Source organism: Micromonospora sp. NPDC048871, from assembly GCF_043198155.1.
Taxonomy (GTDB): domain Bacteria; phylum Actinomycetota; class Actinomycetes; order Mycobacteriales; family Micromonosporaceae; genus Micromonospora.
This window is the reverse complement of record NZ_JBICUM010000005.1, coordinates 389,520-405,511: the sequence shown is the minus strand read 5'-3', so window position 1 is coordinate 405,511 and position 15,992 is coordinate 389,520. Positions and strand designations below refer to the sequence as shown.

The window sequence follows — 15,992 nt, the reverse complement described above, 5'->3', positions numbered from 1 at the left end:
GCGGGGAACTACCTGGCCGCCACCGGGGAAAAACCATGGCCGCCAGCGGGGAAAACTACTGGCCGCCTACGGGGAAATCTGATTGGCCGTTGACAGTCCCTACCTTCGCAGCGCGTCGGATGATCTCAGGCCACAGCACATCTACATCTTTGCCCAGCACCGCGGCCGCACGCACCCTTGAGCGGGGATGGGGCACGCGCCCCCGACTGACCCACCTTTCCACGGTCTTCGCGTCCACTTCGCAGCGTTCGGCCAGGTCAGCAGCGGTGAGTCCGGCTGTCGCCATCGCTTGCCGGAGGTCATCGTTTCGCGCCATGCCCACGGGGACCTTTCGTAGACGTCCCCTTATGGTCACACGCCAGCGGTGCAACCGTCCGTGACGCTCCGGCAACCTTTCGCATATATCGCGAACTGTCACGAGGGGCAACGGTGCAGAGACCCCGGCCCCTCTACCCCGATCAGGAAATGAGGGAGATCGTGCTTCACGAGGTCGTGTCGGTTGTACTCGGCGGGCTGGTGCCGGGCTTCCTGCTTGGGCTACTCGCGTTCAAGGTGAAGTCGCGGTGGTGTCCGCGCTGCGGGGAGCACACCCACACGATGCCCCCCGCCGGGGGCGGCCGATGACCCACCGGCGCGACCACAACTCCGTACCCCTCGGGCGGCGGGTGGCCGAGTTGCGCGCCCACCGGGGCATGAGCCAGCAGGCGTTCGCCGATCGGCTCGGCAAGTCGAAAAGCTGGGTCGACAAGGTCGAACGCGGCGTACGTCGGCTCGACCGGTACTCGGTGATCCGGGACATCGCCGAGGTGCTGCGTCTCGACCCGCAGATGCTGCTCGGCCCCCGCCGACCACCACCGACGTCAGCCGGCCGCGACGGGGTCGAGGCGGTGCGGGCGGCGCTCGCCTGCTACCACAACCGACCCCGGCGCACGGTCGCCGCACAGCAGGCCAGCGGCCAGGTCGCGTACGCCTGGATGGCCTACCAGCACGCCCGCTACCCACAACTGCTCGGTGCCCTGCCCGACCTGCTCGACGCCACCGGCGGCACCCTTCTGGTCTCCGCCTATCGGCTGACCGCCAATGTGCTGGTCAAACTCGACCACCCCGACCTCGCCTGGCTCGCCGCCGACCGGGCGGTCACCACCGCCGCCGGTGACCCCACCCTCGCCGCCGTCGCGACCGTCGCCGTCGCCCAGGCCCTGCGCGCCCTCGGCCACCACCGGATCGCCCTCACCGCCGCCCTGGCCGCAGCGAACCCCGCAGACGACGACACCGTACGCGGCAGCCTCTACCTCCAGGCCGGGCTAGCCGCCGCCGGCTACGGGGACCGCCGCAACGCTCACGACCTGCTGGATCGGGCCGCCGCCCTCGCCGACCGGCACACCGGCGACACCGACGCCCAGCACACCGGCTGTGGGAAGGCTGCCGTCCAGGCGGCTCGGTCCCTGGCCGCGTACCGTCTCGGCGACACCGCCGAGGCGGTGCTACGCCACGAGCATGTCATCCGCAGCAGCGGCTGGTCGCGCCTGCCGCCGGAGCATCGCGCCGCCCACCTCGTCGACGCTGCCCGCATGTACCTCGACGCCGGCCAGCACCTGCGGGCCGGGCAGGTTCTGCTGGCGGCTGACCGGATCGCGCCCGCCGAGGTCCGCAGCCGTCCGGTCGCTCGTACCCTGCTCGCCGAGATCATCCGGGGCGGACCGGCGGCGGCCGACGTCGCGCGACTGGCGACGGTCGTCGGCCTCACCCATTGAAGGTCAGCTATCAGCCTGGATCGGAACACGCAACGGTACGGTTACTCTCCGTGTAACTGCTGCTCATCTGCCGTGCTAGCTTGCGTCGATGAGTTCGACATCTGAGCGCGTCGCACCGGGCCATGTTGATCGTGTCGCTGACTACTACGACGACAACACCCGCCGGTTTCTTCTGGTGGCCGAGAGCCCGGGCAGTGACGCTATCCACCGAGGTGTGTGGACCCCGGATGTCGCGAACGCGGCCCAGGCCATGGACACGGTCAATCGCCTGATGATCGAGCGTCTGCGCGGGCACATTCCGGCGGGCACCGCACGGGTGCTCGACCTTGGTTGTGGCGTCGGCGGGACAGTGGTGCGCCTGGCCCAGGAGGTCGGCGGGTTCATCTCCGGGGTGACCATCAGCCGGGTGCAGGCCGAGATCGCCGCGAAACGGCTCGCCCGCGAGGGACTGACCGACCGCTGCCAGGTGATCTGCGCTGACTTCGCCGAGCTGCCCGCCGAGCCGCACTACGACGCGATGGTCGCCGTCGAGGCGGTCGTGCACTCGCCGTCGTTTGAGAAGCTGCTTGCATCCCTGGTGGATCGCCTGCGTCCCGGCGGCCGCCTGATTCTGTGCGACGACTGGATGACCGAGAAGGATCGCGGGCTGGCCGCCCGCGAGCGCTGTCTCGACCAGTTCCGCGCCGGGTGGCGGGTCGGAAGTCTGCACACTGTCGCCGAGTTGGCCGCCATGTCTGAGCGCGCCGGCTTGCGCCTGGTCGAGGATCTGGATCTGACCGCATATCTGCATCTCGGTCGGCCCCGCGACCGCCTCATCAAGGTGGCGGTGGGTGCCACCGCAGCGGTGCCACGGCTCCGTGACCGTCTGGTGGAGATGCCGTTCTGGGCCAACATGATCGGCGGATCGGCGTTGCAGGCGGGATTGTCGCGGCGGTGGCTGGAGTACCGCTTGATCGTGCTGGAAAAGGCATAGGGCACTGGTTGCCCAGTGGGTGGAGGCGCACCGGCTGGCGGTGGCAGGCCACTTCGGGGTGGCTGCCGTTCCAGGTGGCCCGGTCCCTGGCCACCCACCGCCTCGGCGACACCGCCGAGGTCCGTAACCGTCCGGTTGCTCGTACCCTGCTCGCCGAGGTCATCCGGGGTGGACCGGCGGCGGCCGACGTGGCGCGACTGGCCACGGTCGTCGGCCTCACCGACCCTTCAGGACCGCCGACGGGGGGCATTTGGTGACCGAGTGGCAGGGGTGTCGCCCAGTCAGCTTTCGCTGGCTGCCTTGAGTCCGGCGGCCTCCAGGGCCAGGAACCGCCGGGTCCTGGCGCCGATCAGCAGGTCGAGCAGTCGCGCCACTGGCCCGGTCTGGTCCAGGCCGACGGTGATCGAAGTGGTGCCGTCCGGGTTGGCGGCCAGCCGGTGGAACCCGGAGGTACGCACACCAGGCGAATGAGTCTCCCAAGTGAACGAGTCACCAACCTGTAGCGCGCTGACCCGCCAGACCAGGGCCGGCATGCCGGGCTGCTTGACCCGAAATCGGTGCCCGAGCGCCAGTTCGTCGCCGTCGAGCGGCTGCACCTCCCGCATTGAACTGGTCCACTGCGGCCAAGTGGTCACCGCGGCCAGCACCGCCCAGGCTCGCGCCTGATCGGCCCGCACCGTGATCGTCTGCTCATACCGCATGAACGGATCGTACATATCTCACCGAAGCCGCCCACTCACACGACTTCGCACAAGCCTCCAAGCGCAACGCTATGCGGGAGAGACACCCCGTTGACCATGACGTTAGCGGCATTCCAGAGATCGACTACCGCCGCCAACCTCATGATCGACGGGCAGGGGGCAGGGGGGCGGGGCGGGGGCGGGGGGTGGTGTCCCGAGGCTCGGACGGCGGCGGTGAAGTGTCGTAGCCATCCGACATGATCCTCCCCGTCATGGCGGTGCCGACAGCGGTCGGTGCGGCTTCACCATGGGCGGACGGTGTCCGCGACGGGGGCGGGGAGGACATCAGGTGACGGACGCTGACGGGGCGGCCTGGCGGGGACGTAGCGTGCTGGCGGTGGTGCCGCCCGCCCGGCCACGCAAGTTGGCGAAGGTGCCCTTCGTCGAGTTGGCCGACGGACGGCTACAGGGTGTGGTCTCCAGTGGTTCGGACATCGAACGGGTCTACGTCTCGTCCGTGGCCGCCGGCACCCACGCCTACCATTGCAGCACCAACAACAACCGGCCCTGCGGCGGGCTGCGCGGCGCGCCCTGCAAGCACCTGGAGGCCCTCGCCGAGGAGGCCGTTCTCCAGTACGGCGTGGACCGGGTCGCCCGCTATCTGCGGGTCGACGCCGGTGAGGGGGTACGCGGCGGAGCCGACCTGCTGGCCCGGATGGACACCCGGCACGAGCCGACCCCGGCCGCGGTGGTGTTCAGCCGGTTCCTGCGTCACCTGGCCTACCTCGAACTGCCGGACAGCACCACCGCGCTGCCCGAGCTGCACTGGTTCCCGGCCACCGGGGCGGCACGCTGATGCTGAGCACTCAACTGGCGCAGTTGCAGGAGCAGGCCCCGGTGGGGCTGGCCGACGCCGATGCGGTGATCGCCGGTTTCGACGACGCCCTGGTCGGTGGGTTCGCGCGAGTCGGTGAGGAGGCCGCCGCCGCGCTGGCCGCCCTGGCCGACGCGGTCGCCGGCACCCCGCTGCACGATCGGGTGGCCGAGGCGGTGGGCAAGGTGACCGCCGGATCGTTCAGCCAGGAAGACCTGGCCGCTCTGGCCGGTGCCCGGTCGGCCCTGCTGGGGGCGACTCACGACGCGCTGCTGGGCCAGTTCGACGCGGCCGTCGGGCGCGAGCGGACGCCGTGGTCGGCGTCGGTGGGCGTACCGGCTGAGGTGTCTTCGCCTCGGGGCGCGGCGCGGGCCTGGCTGCACGAGACGGCGGTGGCGGGTTGGCGCGGGGTCGACCATGACCTGCTCTCGGGCGTCGGGACGCCGGTCGAGGCGGCCCTGGCCGAGCCGGAGCTGCGCCGGTTGGCGGTGCTGCTGGATGGTCTCGCCGCCGAGCTGCGGGCCAGCCTTCCGGTGGCCATGATGGCGCAGGTGCCGGCGCGGCGCTGGGCGGATCTGTGGTCCCGGGGGGTGCTGCTGGCGCAGGACTGGTCGGTTCCGGAGGGCGAGGTCGAGACGGTTTCCGGTCGTCTGCTGCCGCTCGGCGTGGACATCCACGAGCACGGCACCGCCGTCGGGGTGCAGGTGCACGGTGTCCTCGAACCGGCCGACGGCCAGGCGGCCCGGCTGGTGCGTACGACCGTGGCGGCGGCGAAGGTGGAGACGATCACCGGGCCGGCGGTGTGGCGGCTGTTGCAGGCGTATCCGGTGCTGTTGGCCACGCTGGCGCAACGGCGGGCGGTGATCGTCACCGACCTGCCGTTGCACGGCGGGGAGCTGCGGTGGGTCGACGGTCAGGCCCGGGTCGGGGAGCCGGCCGACCCGTTCGCCACCGCCCGGTTGCTGCTCGCCACGGCGGTCGCGGCGGCCACCGCGCCGCTGGATCGCCATCCGGCGGCGATCGCGGAACCGGTGCTGTTGGAGGGCTACACGGTGCGGCAGGACGACTACGGGCTGACCCTCGGCTGGGAGGACCAGGACCTTCCGGTCGCCGTCGACCGGCTGCCGGCGGCCGGGCCGCTGACGCCCGCGCTGGTCGCCGCCTCGTCGTGCTGCCTCGGGTTGCTGCGCTTCGACGGGGGTCGCTGGCTGGTGCAGCCGCTGGCGGTGCAGGCCACCGTCAAACGCAAACCCGTCGAGGCGCACAACGGCGACTGGGCCGAAGGGATCACCGATCCGAAGGTGGCGAAGGCCGAGGCCAAGGCGGGCGACGCGGTGGCGGTGCTGCGCGAGCGGGCGGGACGGTTGCTGCGCCGATGACCGACTCCGACCTCACCCCGAGCGACCTGGCCGCCGCCAATCGCCGCCAGGTGCTCTACTGGCGGCTGCTGGCCCGCATCTTCGACCCGGACGAGCAGCCCACCCTGGAATCGGCGAGCATGGCCGTGGTCGAGGACCTGGGCCTGCCCGCCATCCTGCTGGACCCGACGGTGTCGGTGGACAACGTGGTCCAGCGGTTCCCGCAGCTCGCCGACGAACTACGCGGCCTGCTCACGGACACCGAGACCGGGGCCGACGGCGAGACCGCAGCCACCGGCGAGGCGCACCGGCCGGGCGAGGCCGAGGTGCGGCGGGCGGCGCTGGTGTCGAAGCTGCTGCTGAACGTCTTCGCCACCGGTGCGGGGCCGGTCAGCGCCGGTCAACTGGCCCGGTGGCAGTCCGACGCGGGTTGGTTCGAGCAGGCCCTCGGCGGCGAAGCCGGCGAGCTGCGCCGGGAGGGCACCGGGCTGGGTCCCGTCCTCGCCGGTATCGAGGGGGATCTGGTCAACCGGATGCACCTGCGGGAGGTGCTGGCCGATCCGACGCTGGCCCGGCAGCTCACCCCGAGCATGTCGCTGATCGAGCAGCTGCTGCGGGACAAGGCCAACCTGTCCGGGGTGGCGCTGGCCAACGCCAAGTCCCTGATCCGGCGCTTCGTCGACGAGGTCGCCCAGGTGCTGCGTACCCAGGTGGAGCAGACCACGGTCGGCGCGATCGACCGGTCGGTGCCACCGAAGCGGGTGTTCCGCAACCTGGACCTGGACCGCACCATCTGGAAGAACCTGCCCAACTGGAGTCCGGAGGACGAGCGGCTCTACGTCGACCGGCTCTACTACCGGCAGACCGCCCGCAAGACCACCCCGTCGCGGCTGATCGTGGTGGTGGACCAGTCCGGGTCGATGGTCGACTCGATGGTCAACTGCACCATCCTGGCGTCGATCTTCGCCGGGCTGCCCAAGGTCGACGTGCACCTGATCGCCTACGACACCCGGGCGTTGGACCTGACCCCCTGGGTGCACGACCCCTTCGAGGTGCTGCTGCGGACCAACCTCGGCGGTGGCAACGACGGGCCGGTGGCGATGGCGATGGCCCGCCCGAAGATCGTCGAGCCGAAGAACACCGTGCTGGTGTGGATCTCGGACTTCTACGAGTTCGACCGCTCCCAGCCGCTGTTCGACAGCATCGAGGCGGTGCACCGGTCGGGGGTCAGGTTCATCCCGGTCGGCTCGGTCAGCAGCTCCGGTCAGCAGAGCGTCAACCCCTGGTTCCGGCAACGCCTCAAGGACCTGGGCACCCCGGTCATCTCCGGCCACATCCGCAAACTCGTCTTCGAGCTCAAGAGCTTCCTCACCTAGGAGAGACACCCCTCATGTCCGAGATGTTGCGTGCCCCCGCCGAGGTCAAGTACGCCGACGAACTCGACTACCTGGAGTCGGTCGACACCGGCCCCAAGCCGTACTCGTGGCGGTTGAGCCCCCGCATGGTCCGGTTGTTCGTCCTGGGTTCGGAGCGCGCCGACGGCCTGGACCGGGACATCCCGCAGAAGTGGTTCGGTGACCGCAGCTTCGTCGAGCGCAGCATCGTCACCCTGGCCTCGGATCGGGGTCTGCTGCTCATCGGTGACCCGGGCACCGGCAAGAGCTGGCTGGCCGAGTTGCTGGCCGCGGCGATCTGCCGTAATTCGACCCTGGTGGTGCAGGGCACCGCCGGCACCACCGAGGACCACATCAAGTACTCGTGGAACGTCTCCATGGTCATCGCCAAGGGGCAGTCCCGCGAGTCGATGATCCCGTCGCCGATCATGACGGCGATGGAGCAGGGGGTGATCGGCCGCTTCGAGGAGTTGACCCGTTCCACCAGCGACGTGCAGGACGCCCTGATCTCCATCCTGTCGGAGAAGTACGTCTCCATCCCCGAACTCAACGACGACAACATCGTCTTCGCCAAGCCCGGGTTCTCCATCATCGCCACCGCGAACAGCCGGGACCGGGGGGTCAACGACCTGTCCTCGGCGTTGAAACGGCGGTTCAACTTCGTCCGGATCCCGGTGATCACCAACAAGCGCAGCGAGGCGGAGATCGTCCGATTCCGTACGGAGGAGCTGCTGCGCCGCCACCAGGTCGAGCTGGAGGTGCCGCCGACCCTGCTGGACATCCTGTTGCAGAGCTTCGCCGACCTGCGGGCCGCCGCCGCCTCGGCCACCAGCGACGACGAGAAGCTGGAGTCGGCGCTGTCCACCGCCGAGCAGATCGGGGTGCTGGAGGACGCCATCCTGCACAGCCAGTTCTTCGGCGACCGCACCCTGCGGGCCGGCACCCTGGCCGGGTCGCTGGTGGGCTCCCTGGCCCGCCGCAGCCCGGAGGACCTGGCGATCCTCAACAAGTACCTGCACGCCGTGGTGGAGCCACGGGCCAAGCAGGACGGCGGCGAGTGGAACGACTTCCTCGACGGCGGCCGACAGTCGATCGCCGCCCTGTCATGACCGCCCCCACCGCCGCCCCGGCGTCCGTCGGCGCGTTCGCCGCGTTGCGGGAGCAGCTCACCGAGGCGGCCGCCGCGTTCGCCGAGGGCCCGGACGCCCTGGCCGACATCCTCACCGGTCTGGTCGACGACGTCGACCGGGCCCTGGGGGAACGGCTGGAGATCTTTCCGGTGTGTCATCACTCGCCGGCATCCGCGCTGGCCATGGTGCGCCGACTGCGCGAGAAGCAGCCCCGGGTGATCTACCTGGAGCTGTGTGAGGATCTCCAGCCGGTGCTGACGGAGTTGCGCAACTGCCGGCTGCCGGTGGCCGTGCAGGCGTTCGCCTCGGAACTCGACGGCTTCCCCGCCGCCTGGGCGCCGCTGAGCGTGATCGCGCCCGTCACCGAGGCCTCCGCGGAATACCAGGCCATCGCGTACGCGCTGGAGACCCCGGGGGTGGAGCTGGTGCTGGTGGACCGCTCCACCGACCACGTCTTCCAGTGGTCACCACGGGCGGAGTCCCCAGGGCCGGAGGAGTCCCCTCCCGACGGGGCCGACGAACAGGCCGCGCTGCACGGTGACGCGGTAGGGGTGGAGATCGGGGATCTGCGGCCCCGGTTCGCCGAGTTGGAGGCGTACCTGCTGCACCACGGCAAGGTGCGGCACTGGTCGGAGTGGTGGGACAGCTACGTCGAACGGCCCCTGGCCGCCGCCGACCATGACACCTACCGCCAGGTGATGGTGCTGATCGGCAGCCTGTTCCGACGGTTGCGGCCCGCCGAATCGGAGCGCACCGATCGCGACGAGGACCGCGAACGCTACATGTGGACCAGGATCCGGCAGCATCTGGCGGCCACCGGCGCGGACCCGGCGGACTGTATGTATGTCTGCGGGGCCTTCCACGCCGCCAGCCGGGTCGAGCAGTTCGGCCTGGACTCCCCCGCCCCCGACTTCGACATCACCGGCCGCACCGCCACCCGGTGGCAGTACGGGCTGATCCCGTCCAGCCACTCCGCGATCGAGGCCCAGTTCGGCCTGGCCCCCGGATCGGTGTCGATCGCCGCCGCCACCTGGAACAAGACGGTGAGCGCCTCAGGTGTAAAGCCGTACCGGCTGGGGGGGCAGCGGGGGGCGACCGGCCGCAAGGGGCGGGGCAGGCCGGCCCCGACGCCAGCTGCGGCGGTCACTGACCGGCTCTCCGGTTTCCTCGCCGCGCCGCCGACCCCGGACGGGCTGGACGAGGCGGAGCTGCGCAGTTGGTGTGTGGACATCGTCCGGTTGGCCCGCCGCAACGGGTACCTGGCCAGCACCGCCGACGCGATCGCGGTGTTCGAGACCTCGATCCTGCTGGCCGGGCTGCGCAACCGGGCCCGCCCCACCCCGTACGACTTCGCCGACGCGGCGGTGACCTGCATCGAGAAGGATGTCGTACCCGGTCGGCGGGACGTGCGGCGGCTCTGCGAGATCCTGCTGGGCGGGGATCGGATCGGCCAGGTCGGCTACGACGCCCTGCCGCCGCTGGCCCGGGACGTGCTGCACCGGCTTGCGCCCCTCGGTCTGGACCTGGAGAAACGCACCGTGCAGCGGGCCCTGCTGGACCTGCAGGGCAACCCGGAGCTGGCCGGCTGCTCGGATCTGCTGTGGATGCTGCGGCACCTGCTGCCGCCCGGGGCGGTCCGGCCGATCATGGGTGAGCGTCGGCTGGGCCACCGGTCCATCCAGGAGAGCTGGGATCTGGCACTGGGCCGCCACCAGCGGGCGCTCATCGAACTCGGCTACGAGGGGGTGACCATCGAGCAGGTGCTGGAGCAGCGCCTGCGTCGGGCGGCACACGGGCCCGGGGCGACCATCGTCAGTGCCCTGGCGGCGGTCGAGGACGCCACCACCCTGCTGAACAGTCCCCGCCTGGTCGAGGAGTTGGGCGCCCGGGCGGTCGAGCTGCTCGCCGGTGAACGCACGGTCGACGAGGCCCCGGAGGTGCTGCGCCGCATCCGCCGGTTGCTGGCGCACCACCAGGCCACCGCGGCCCGGCTGCCGGCCTGGTGCGAGGCCTTCGTGACCACGGGGTACGCCCACTACTGCACCCTGCTGCCGACCGCCTTCGTCGACGCCGAGACCGGGGTACGGCAGGTCGGGGCGATGCTGGGGTTCCTGTTCAGCCTGGAGAGCCTGGCGCTGTCCCTGGGCTGCGACCGGTCCCAGCTCGAACTGGCCCTGGCCCAGTCCCATCCGCAGGCCCCGGCCAAGGTGGCCCTGGGCTGGGCGGCCCACCACCAGTTGGGCATGCTGCCGTTGGCCCAGTTGCGGGAGCGCTGCCGGGAACTGCTGGCCAACCCGCTGGTGGTGCCGGCCTTCCCGCAGTACCTGTCCGGTTTCGTGCACGCGCTGGAACCGGTGCCGGGGCTGGCGCCGTTCGTGGTGGAGACCATGTCCACCGCCTTCGCCCGGCTACCCGACCCGGTGCTGCTGCCCTGGCTGCCCAACCTGGTCACCACCCTGCGCCAGCACGGGCCGGAGCTGGTGCCGTTGCTGGTGCGGGAGGCCGGGCGTACCTTCCCGGGCACCCTGGCCGCCTTGGACTCCTGGGTGCCGCCCTGGTCGGGCACCACCCCGACGGCCGCACCGGTCATCCCGCGCCGGCCGGTGGGGCAGGTGCACGGCCTGTTGGCCGACCACCGGGAGCCGGTGGAGGCCCTGGCCGCCCTGCTCGGCGTCCAGGGCGACTGGCGCAGTCCGGACGAGGGGGCGCCGGACTCCCGGGCGGCTGCCCTGGTGCGGGCCCATCCGGGCACCGCCGAGGCCCTCGCCAGGGTGCTGGGTCTGCCCTGATTCGGTTCAGTCGTGGCGACGGATGGTCAGCAGGGCCACGTCGTCGGTCGGGGGCTCGTCGATGGTGGCGGCCATGATGTGGTCGCACAACGCCTCGGCGGGTCCCGACCGGATGGCGGCGGCCAGTCGTTCGATGCCGGTGTCGATCAGCTCGCCGCGGCGTTCGACCAGTCCGTCGGTGTAGAAGACGAGGGTTGCGCCCGGCGGCAGGTCCACCACGGTGGTGTGCCGGCTGGCGAGCGGCGCACCCACCCCGAAGGGTCGGTCCACGACGAGGTCCACCAGGCTGGTGGGTTCGCCCGGTACGGCCAGCAGCGGCCGTAGGTGGCCTGCGCAGGACAGGTGCACCGAGGCGCGGTCGGGGGCGATGAGGGCGTAGAGGGCGGTGGTCAGGGTGCCGGCCTCGAAATGGTGGATCTTGCGGTCCAGGGCGGTCAGCACCTCGGCCGGGTCGTCCCGGTCCAGGGCGTAGGCGCGCAGGGCGCTGCGGATGCGTCCCATGACGACGGCGGAGGGCAGTCCGTGCCCGGAGACGTCGCCGATCACCGCGCCCAGCCAGCCGGAGGGCAGGGCGAACACGTCGTACCAGTCGCCACCGATGCCGAGGTCGTGACCGGGCACGTACCGGGCGGCCAGGTCCAGGCCGGCGATCTCCGGCAGCCGGCCGGGCAGCAGGCTGCGTTGCAGGGCCAGGGCTGCCTGCCGGTCGAGGATCTGGGCCCGGACCTGGCCGGCGGAGCTGGCCCGGTCGGCGACCAGTTGCAGCAGCTGTACGTCCTCGGGGCCGAACCGCCGCAGGGTCAGGGAACCGACATGCAGCACCCCGACCAGGTTGCCGTTGGCCAGCATCGGCACCCCCAGCAGGGCCCGGATGCCGGCGTCGAGCAGGATGGGATTGACCACGTCGGCCGGGGTGACGTCGTAGATCATCACCGGTGCCGAGGTGGCTGCCACCCGGCCGGCGAAGCCGTGCCCGACCCGGATGCGGAATCCGCGCCGTACCTCCTCTTCCAGGCCCTTGGCGGCCGTGGCGACGAGTTCGCCGGTATGGCCGTCCAGCAGCAGGATGGTCGCAGTGTCGACCTTGAGCAGGTCCCGGACCCGCTCAAGCAGCTCATCGAACAGATCGGCGATGTTCAGCCCCGACAGAGCCCTGTCGGTGATCGCCTCGAAGCGGCGCAGGCGCTCCTCGTTCGTCACCAGTTCGGCATCGGCCACGCGGGCAGCCTAGCTCCCGGTGGGCCGTCGATGCCCGCCGGAAGCATCACCTCGATCCGCGTCGTGGTAGCCGCCCTGGGTCGGCCCGACCGGACGCTGTTCGGGACGGGTCGTGACGACACCGGTCGTCCCGATCATCAGGTAGAGCCCACCGAACACCCAGAAGGCCGCGAACAGGAAGCCCCGCTCGGTGATCGCGAAGGCCATGACCAGCGCACCGGCCAGGGCGGTCAGGGCGTACCCGATCCGGAGGCCGAGGGCGCACAGGGCTCCGACGACCAGCGGCCCGACGATCCACAGCAGCACGCCCAGCCACTCGATGCCCAACGAGCCGGTGGCCACGGAGAGCGCCAGCAGCAGCCCGGGCAGGATCACCGCCCCCGCTGCGACTAGGCGCCAGGACCGTAGGGCGGCCCGGCCGATCCGCCGCCGCATCACCCACGGCACCACCGTCGCCGCCCACAGCATCAGCACGAGGGGGAGGTAGTACAGACCGACCTCACCGGTGGCGCAGGCGAGTGCGGTCAGCACCCCGGCACCGACCACCCCGGTAACCTCGCGCACCCTGGGGGGTACGACGAACGGAACGGCCGCGATGAGCGCCGGTAGCAGGGTGAGCATGGCGAACCCGGGGCCCAGGCGTCGCATGATGCTCTGGCCCTCGGGACCGGCCAGATCCGAGGGCAGGGCGGTGGAGGGCAGCAGGAAGCTCACACACACCGCGGTCAGCACGCCGAGCACCACGGCGACCATCCGCAGCGCCCGGCCGACACCGGCCACCCGGTCCCCGGCCCGGTGGGCCGGGACGAGTTCCTCACGTGCCTGCGCCGCCACGGCCTGCGGGCTGCCGAGACCGGCCAGGGCCTGGTCCAGCGGGCGTCCGCTGTCCAGGGCCTCGGCGATGTGCCCCCGGACCCCCTCGATGATCTCCCGTACGGTGTCCGGTGGCGCGTCGGCCAGCTCGGCGGCGAGCGCCCGAAGGTAGGTCTCCGCCGCCTCGGGCAGGGCGCTGTTGCTCATGTTTCCTCCGCTATCAATTCGTTCACGTGCGGCTGGATGTCACGCCACACCGCCGCGAACACCCGCAACTGCGCCCGGCCCTGGGAGGTGATCGCGTAGTACCGCCGGGCATGACCCTGCTCGGGGGTCAGCCAGCGGGTTTCGACGCTGCCCGCCTGCCGCATCCGGGCAAGCATCGGGTACAGGCTGCCCTCGCTGGCGATCAGACCTCGGGCGGCCAGCCAGTCCGCCAGTTCCAGGCCGTACATGTCGCGCTGCGAGAGCAACGCGAGCACGCAGTACTCAAGGACGCCCTTGCGGATGTTGGTGGTGATCCGCTCGCGTGCGCTGTCCATGAAAGCAAGATACCTTGCATAGCAAGACCTCGTGCAATCAGGGGGTCCCGGCCGGCGGCCGACCCTGAGACACGATGGTGCGGCAGGTTCCGCGGTGCGACACTCGCGGGCATGGTCACGTCCGTGGGCAATGTCGCCGAACTGATCGCCGCCGTGAGTGCGGGTTCCCGGGTGGATTACCTGTTCTTCTGGGGCCACCAGCCGCGGGCCGACGGCCGCATCGGCGCCGAGTGCCTGAGTCAGTGGTGGCCGGCTCCGTTCACCCTCGACGGGCTACGCTTCGCCACCGCCGAGCACTACATGATGTGGCGAAAGGCCGTCCTCTTCGACGACCACGCCCGGGCCGCTCAGATCCTGACGGTGGATTCGCCGGAGGCGGTGAAGGCCCTGGGTCGGCGGGTCGTCGGCTTCGACCCGCAGACCTGGCAACGGCACCGTTTCGACATCGTGGTGACCGGCAACCGGGCCAAGTTCGACCAGCATCGGGCCCTGGGTGCATATCTGCTCGACACCGGGGAGCGGGTGCTGGTGGAGGCCAGCCCGTTCGACCAGGTCTGGGGCATCGGCCTGGCCGCCGACCATCCGGACGCCATCGACCCCGCAGGCTGGCGCGGGCTGAACCTGCTCGGGTTCGCCCTCATGCAGGCCCGCACGATCCTGCGCGATCAGCAGCCGAGCACTGCGACTCCGAGTTCGGCAAGCTGATCACACACCACCGGACGACAATGCAACGTCGTCCCGCTGCCCTAACGTGATCGATACGGTCTACCTGTCCTGGTGGGGCGGGATCCGTCCGACTCCACCGATGCCGGCGCTGCGCGTCGGATCGTCGGCGAAGTACTGCGGGTCGTCCGGGGCCGGACGCCACAGTGGCAGCCACACCACGCCCGGTTCGACCAGGTCGAGCCCCTCGAAGAAGCGCTCGATCTGCGCCCTGGTACGCAGCCCGAGGGGGGTGGCGGTCCGGTGCCGGTAGATGTCGTGGGCCACGTCGATCTCGTCCTGCTCGTGTGGCGCCTCGTCGGCCGTCGCATGGGAGATGAGCAGGTGACTCCCGGGCGCCATCGCGGCGAGCAGTCGACCCACCACGTCGTAGGCCGTCTCGTCGGGGACGAAATGCAGGACCGCGCCCAACACGAGGCCGATCGGCCGGTCGAAGTCGAGCAGCGCCGTGACCTGCGGATGCGAGAGGATCGACCGAGGATCACGCAGGTCGGCGTTGACCACGGTAGCGAAGGGGTTGCCGTCGAGCAGTTCCAGGCTCTCCGCGACCGCCAGCGGGTCGATGTCCACGTAGACGACGCGTGCCTCGGGCTCGACCTGTTGAACGATCTCGTGGACGTTGCCTTCGGTGGGGATGCCGGAGCCCACGTCGAGGAACTGTCGCACCCCCGATTCCGCGAGGTAGCGTACGGCGCGGCGCAGAAAGGCCCGGTTCGTCCTGGCCATTTGCGGCACCAGCGGCAGCACCTGGAGCATCGTCTGCGCGGCCGCACGGTCGGCTGGGAAGTTGTGGGTGCCGCCGAGGAAGTAGTCGTAGATTCGGGCCGCGCTCGCCGGCTTGGCCTCGTCGTCACTCGTTCCCACCGTGTCGCCTCTTCTCGTGGGTCGTGTTCGCGGCCGTCGACGCGGCGCAGCGGTGCTGTCGCCGAGAGCCGCACTGATCGGTACGCCTGAGCCCGGTTCGTCCACTTGCGAGGTACGGATACTTTACCGTCCCGGGACGCTCGTCGGGGCCCCTCCCGACCGGCGCAGCCGACGCTCAATGGCGGCGATCGGCAGGTGACCATCGGCACTGGGTCGGCCGGCCCCGTGTTCGATGTACTGGATATTCCGACACGGGGAAGAAGGATCAGATGGCCTTGTGGGTGGGTGCCCTCGGAGCGGTGTCGTTCGTGCTGGTGTTCCTCATCGACGGGGCCAGCCGCCCGGGCTACGCCCCGACCCGCCACCCGGTCAGCGCGCTGGCCCTCGGCAGCCGGGGCGGGATCCAGACGGCCAACTTCCTGATCTCCGGTTCCGCGATCACGGCGGGGGCCGTCGGCGTGCTCGCGGAGGGCCCGAACGCCCTGCTCGGTGTGGTGCTGGCCGTCTTCGGGCTCGGGCTTGTCGCCTCCGGGGTGTTCCGGATGGACCCGATGCTCGGCTACCCGCCGGGTGCGCCGACCGGGATACCCGAGCAGCACAGCACCGCCCACCGGATCCACGACCTCGCCGGTGCCGTCGTCTTCCTGTCCCTGCCCGTCAGCGCGGCCATCAGCGCCTTCACCCTGCCCACGACACCCTGGCGGGTCGTCTCGGGTGGGGTCGCGGTGACCCTGTTCCTCGGGCTCGGCCAGTTCGGCAGAGCCTGGGAACAGGTGTCACCGCGCATCGGCCTGATTCAGCGGGCCATGATCATTCCGGGTTGGGGCTGGCTGGCCGCCCTCTTCACCGCCCTGGCGCTCGGGCTGATCTGAGGGCGGGG

16 protein-coding genes are annotated in these 15,992 nt (G+C 70.9%); 10 read left to right on the top strand and 6 right to left on the bottom strand.

Going from position 1 to position 15,992, the window contains the following annotated elements; genetic code table 11:
• Positions 1 to 55: 55 nt before the first annotated feature.
• Positions 56 to 286: a hypothetical protein gene (locus ACGFIK_RS15405; protein ID WP_393339846.1), complete on the bottom strand. Its 231-nt coding sequence runs from the start codon at positions 284 to 286 to the stop codon at positions 56 to 58.
• A gap of 334 nt (positions 287 to 620) precedes the next feature.
• Here ACGFIK_RS15405 and ACGFIK_RS15400 point away from each other — a divergent pair, with 334 nt between their 5' ends.
• The 3 genes from ACGFIK_RS15400 to ACGFIK_RS15390 all read left to right on the top strand — a co-directional run bounded on the left by ACGFIK_RS15400 (position 621) and on the right by ACGFIK_RS15390 (position 2,984).
• Positions 621 to 1,754 (top strand): helix-turn-helix domain-containing protein, encoded by a 1,134-nt coding sequence (locus ACGFIK_RS15400; RefSeq protein WP_327026377.1) that lies wholly within the window; start codon positions 621 to 623, stop codon positions 1,752 to 1,754.
• Positions 1,755 to 1,842: 88 nt separating this feature from the next.
• Positions 1,843 to 2,727 carry a methyltransferase domain-containing protein gene (locus tag ACGFIK_RS15395; protein WP_327026378.1) on the top strand — a complete coding sequence of 295 codons (885 nt, stop codon included), beginning with the start codon at positions 1,843 to 1,845 and terminating at the stop codon, positions 2,725 to 2,727.
• 74 nt (positions 2,728 to 2,801) lie between these two features.
• A complete protein-coding gene (locus ACGFIK_RS15390) occupies positions 2,802 to 2,984 on the top strand; it encodes a hypothetical protein (protein WP_327026379.1) in 183 nt (60 codons plus the stop codon).
• Between the two features lie 24 nt (positions 2,985 to 3,008).
• On the opposite strand, the gene ACGFIK_RS15385 is transcribed toward ACGFIK_RS15390, so the two are convergent.
• Complete coding sequence (locus tag ACGFIK_RS15385) at positions 3,009 to 3,428, bottom strand: SRPBCC family protein (RefSeq protein ID WP_327026380.1); 420 nt, start codon at positions 3,426 to 3,428, stop codon at positions 3,009 to 3,011.
• Positions 3,429 to 3,795: 367 nt separating this feature from the next.
• Here ACGFIK_RS15385 and ACGFIK_RS15380 point away from each other — a divergent pair, with 367 nt between their 5' ends.
• From ACGFIK_RS15380 to ACGFIK_RS15360, 5 genes are read left to right on the top strand one after another with little or no spacing between them, the layout of a single operon-like run.
• Entirely contained in the window at positions 3,796 to 4,263 is a 468-nt protein-coding gene (locus ACGFIK_RS15380) for a hypothetical protein (protein ID WP_393339844.1), read from the top strand.
• Positions 4,263 to 5,660, top strand: coding sequence for a hypothetical protein (locus ACGFIK_RS15375; protein ID WP_393339817.1), 1,398 nt, complete (start codon positions 4,263 to 4,265; stop codon positions 5,658 to 5,660). Before ACGFIK_RS15380 ends, ACGFIK_RS15375 begins: the two co-directional genes overlap by 1 nt.
• Positions 5,657 to 7,015 carry a VWA domain-containing protein gene (locus ACGFIK_RS15370; RefSeq protein WP_393339814.1) on the top strand — a complete coding sequence of 453 codons (1,359 nt, stop codon included), beginning with the start codon at positions 5,657 to 5,659 and terminating at the stop codon, positions 7,013 to 7,015. Before ACGFIK_RS15375 ends, ACGFIK_RS15370 begins: the two co-directional genes overlap by 4 nt.
• A gap of 14 nt (positions 7,016 to 7,029) precedes the next feature.
• A complete protein-coding gene (locus tag ACGFIK_RS15365; RefSeq protein WP_393339811.1) occupies positions 7,030 to 8,142 on the top strand; it encodes an AAA family ATPase in 1,113 nt (370 codons plus the stop codon).
• Positions 8,139 to 10,952 (top strand): hypothetical protein, encoded by a 2,814-nt coding sequence (locus ACGFIK_RS15360; RefSeq protein ID WP_327026384.1) that lies wholly within the window; start codon positions 8,139 to 8,141, stop codon positions 10,950 to 10,952. The genes ACGFIK_RS15365 and ACGFIK_RS15360 overlap by 4 nt, the downstream gene beginning before the upstream one ends.
• A 6-nt stretch (positions 10,953 to 10,958) precedes the next feature.
• On the opposite strand, the gene ACGFIK_RS15355 is transcribed toward ACGFIK_RS15360, so the two are convergent.
• Genes ACGFIK_RS15355 through ACGFIK_RS15345 form a run of 3 tightly spaced genes read right to left on the bottom strand, consistent with a single transcriptional unit; the run spans position 10,959 to position 13,525 of the window.
• Positions 10,959 to 12,170 carry a GAF domain-containing SpoIIE family protein phosphatase gene (locus ACGFIK_RS15355; protein WP_327026385.1) on the bottom strand — a complete coding sequence of 404 codons (1,212 nt, stop codon included), beginning with the start codon at positions 12,168 to 12,170 and terminating at the stop codon, positions 10,959 to 10,961.
• A 9-nt stretch (positions 12,171 to 12,179) separates the two neighbouring features.
• Positions 12,180 to 13,190 carry an HAAS signaling domain-containing protein gene (locus ACGFIK_RS15350; protein ID WP_393339807.1) on the bottom strand — a complete coding sequence of 337 codons (1,011 nt, stop codon included), beginning with the start codon at positions 13,188 to 13,190 and terminating at the stop codon, positions 12,180 to 12,182.
• Positions 13,187 to 13,525, bottom strand: coding sequence for a PadR family transcriptional regulator (locus tag ACGFIK_RS15345; protein ID WP_327026387.1), 339 nt, complete (start codon positions 13,523 to 13,525; stop codon positions 13,187 to 13,189). The genes ACGFIK_RS15350 and ACGFIK_RS15345 overlap by 4 nt, the downstream gene beginning before the upstream one ends.
• 111 nt (positions 13,526 to 13,636) lie before the next feature.
• Between ACGFIK_RS15345 and ACGFIK_RS15340 the strand changes: the two genes are divergently transcribed.
• On the top strand, positions 13,637 to 14,230 hold the full coding sequence (locus tag ACGFIK_RS15340) for an NADAR family protein (protein WP_327026388.1): 594 nt from the start codon (positions 13,637 to 13,639) through the stop codon (positions 14,228 to 14,230).
• A gap of 60 nt (positions 14,231 to 14,290) precedes the next feature.
• Here ACGFIK_RS15340 and ACGFIK_RS15335 read toward each other — a convergent pair whose 3' ends face one another.
• Positions 14,291 to 15,112: an SAM-dependent methyltransferase gene (locus tag ACGFIK_RS15335; RefSeq protein ID WP_393339804.1), complete on the bottom strand. Its 822-nt coding sequence runs from the start codon at positions 15,110 to 15,112 to the stop codon at positions 14,291 to 14,293.
• A 269-nt stretch (positions 15,113 to 15,381) separates the two neighbouring features.
• Here ACGFIK_RS15335 and ACGFIK_RS15330 point away from each other — a divergent pair, with 269 nt between their 5' ends.
• Complete coding sequence (locus ACGFIK_RS15330) at positions 15,382 to 15,984, top strand: DUF998 domain-containing protein (RefSeq protein ID WP_327026390.1); 603 nt, start codon at positions 15,382 to 15,384, stop codon at positions 15,982 to 15,984.
• The last annotated feature ends 8 nt before the right edge of the window (positions 15,985 to 15,992 follow it).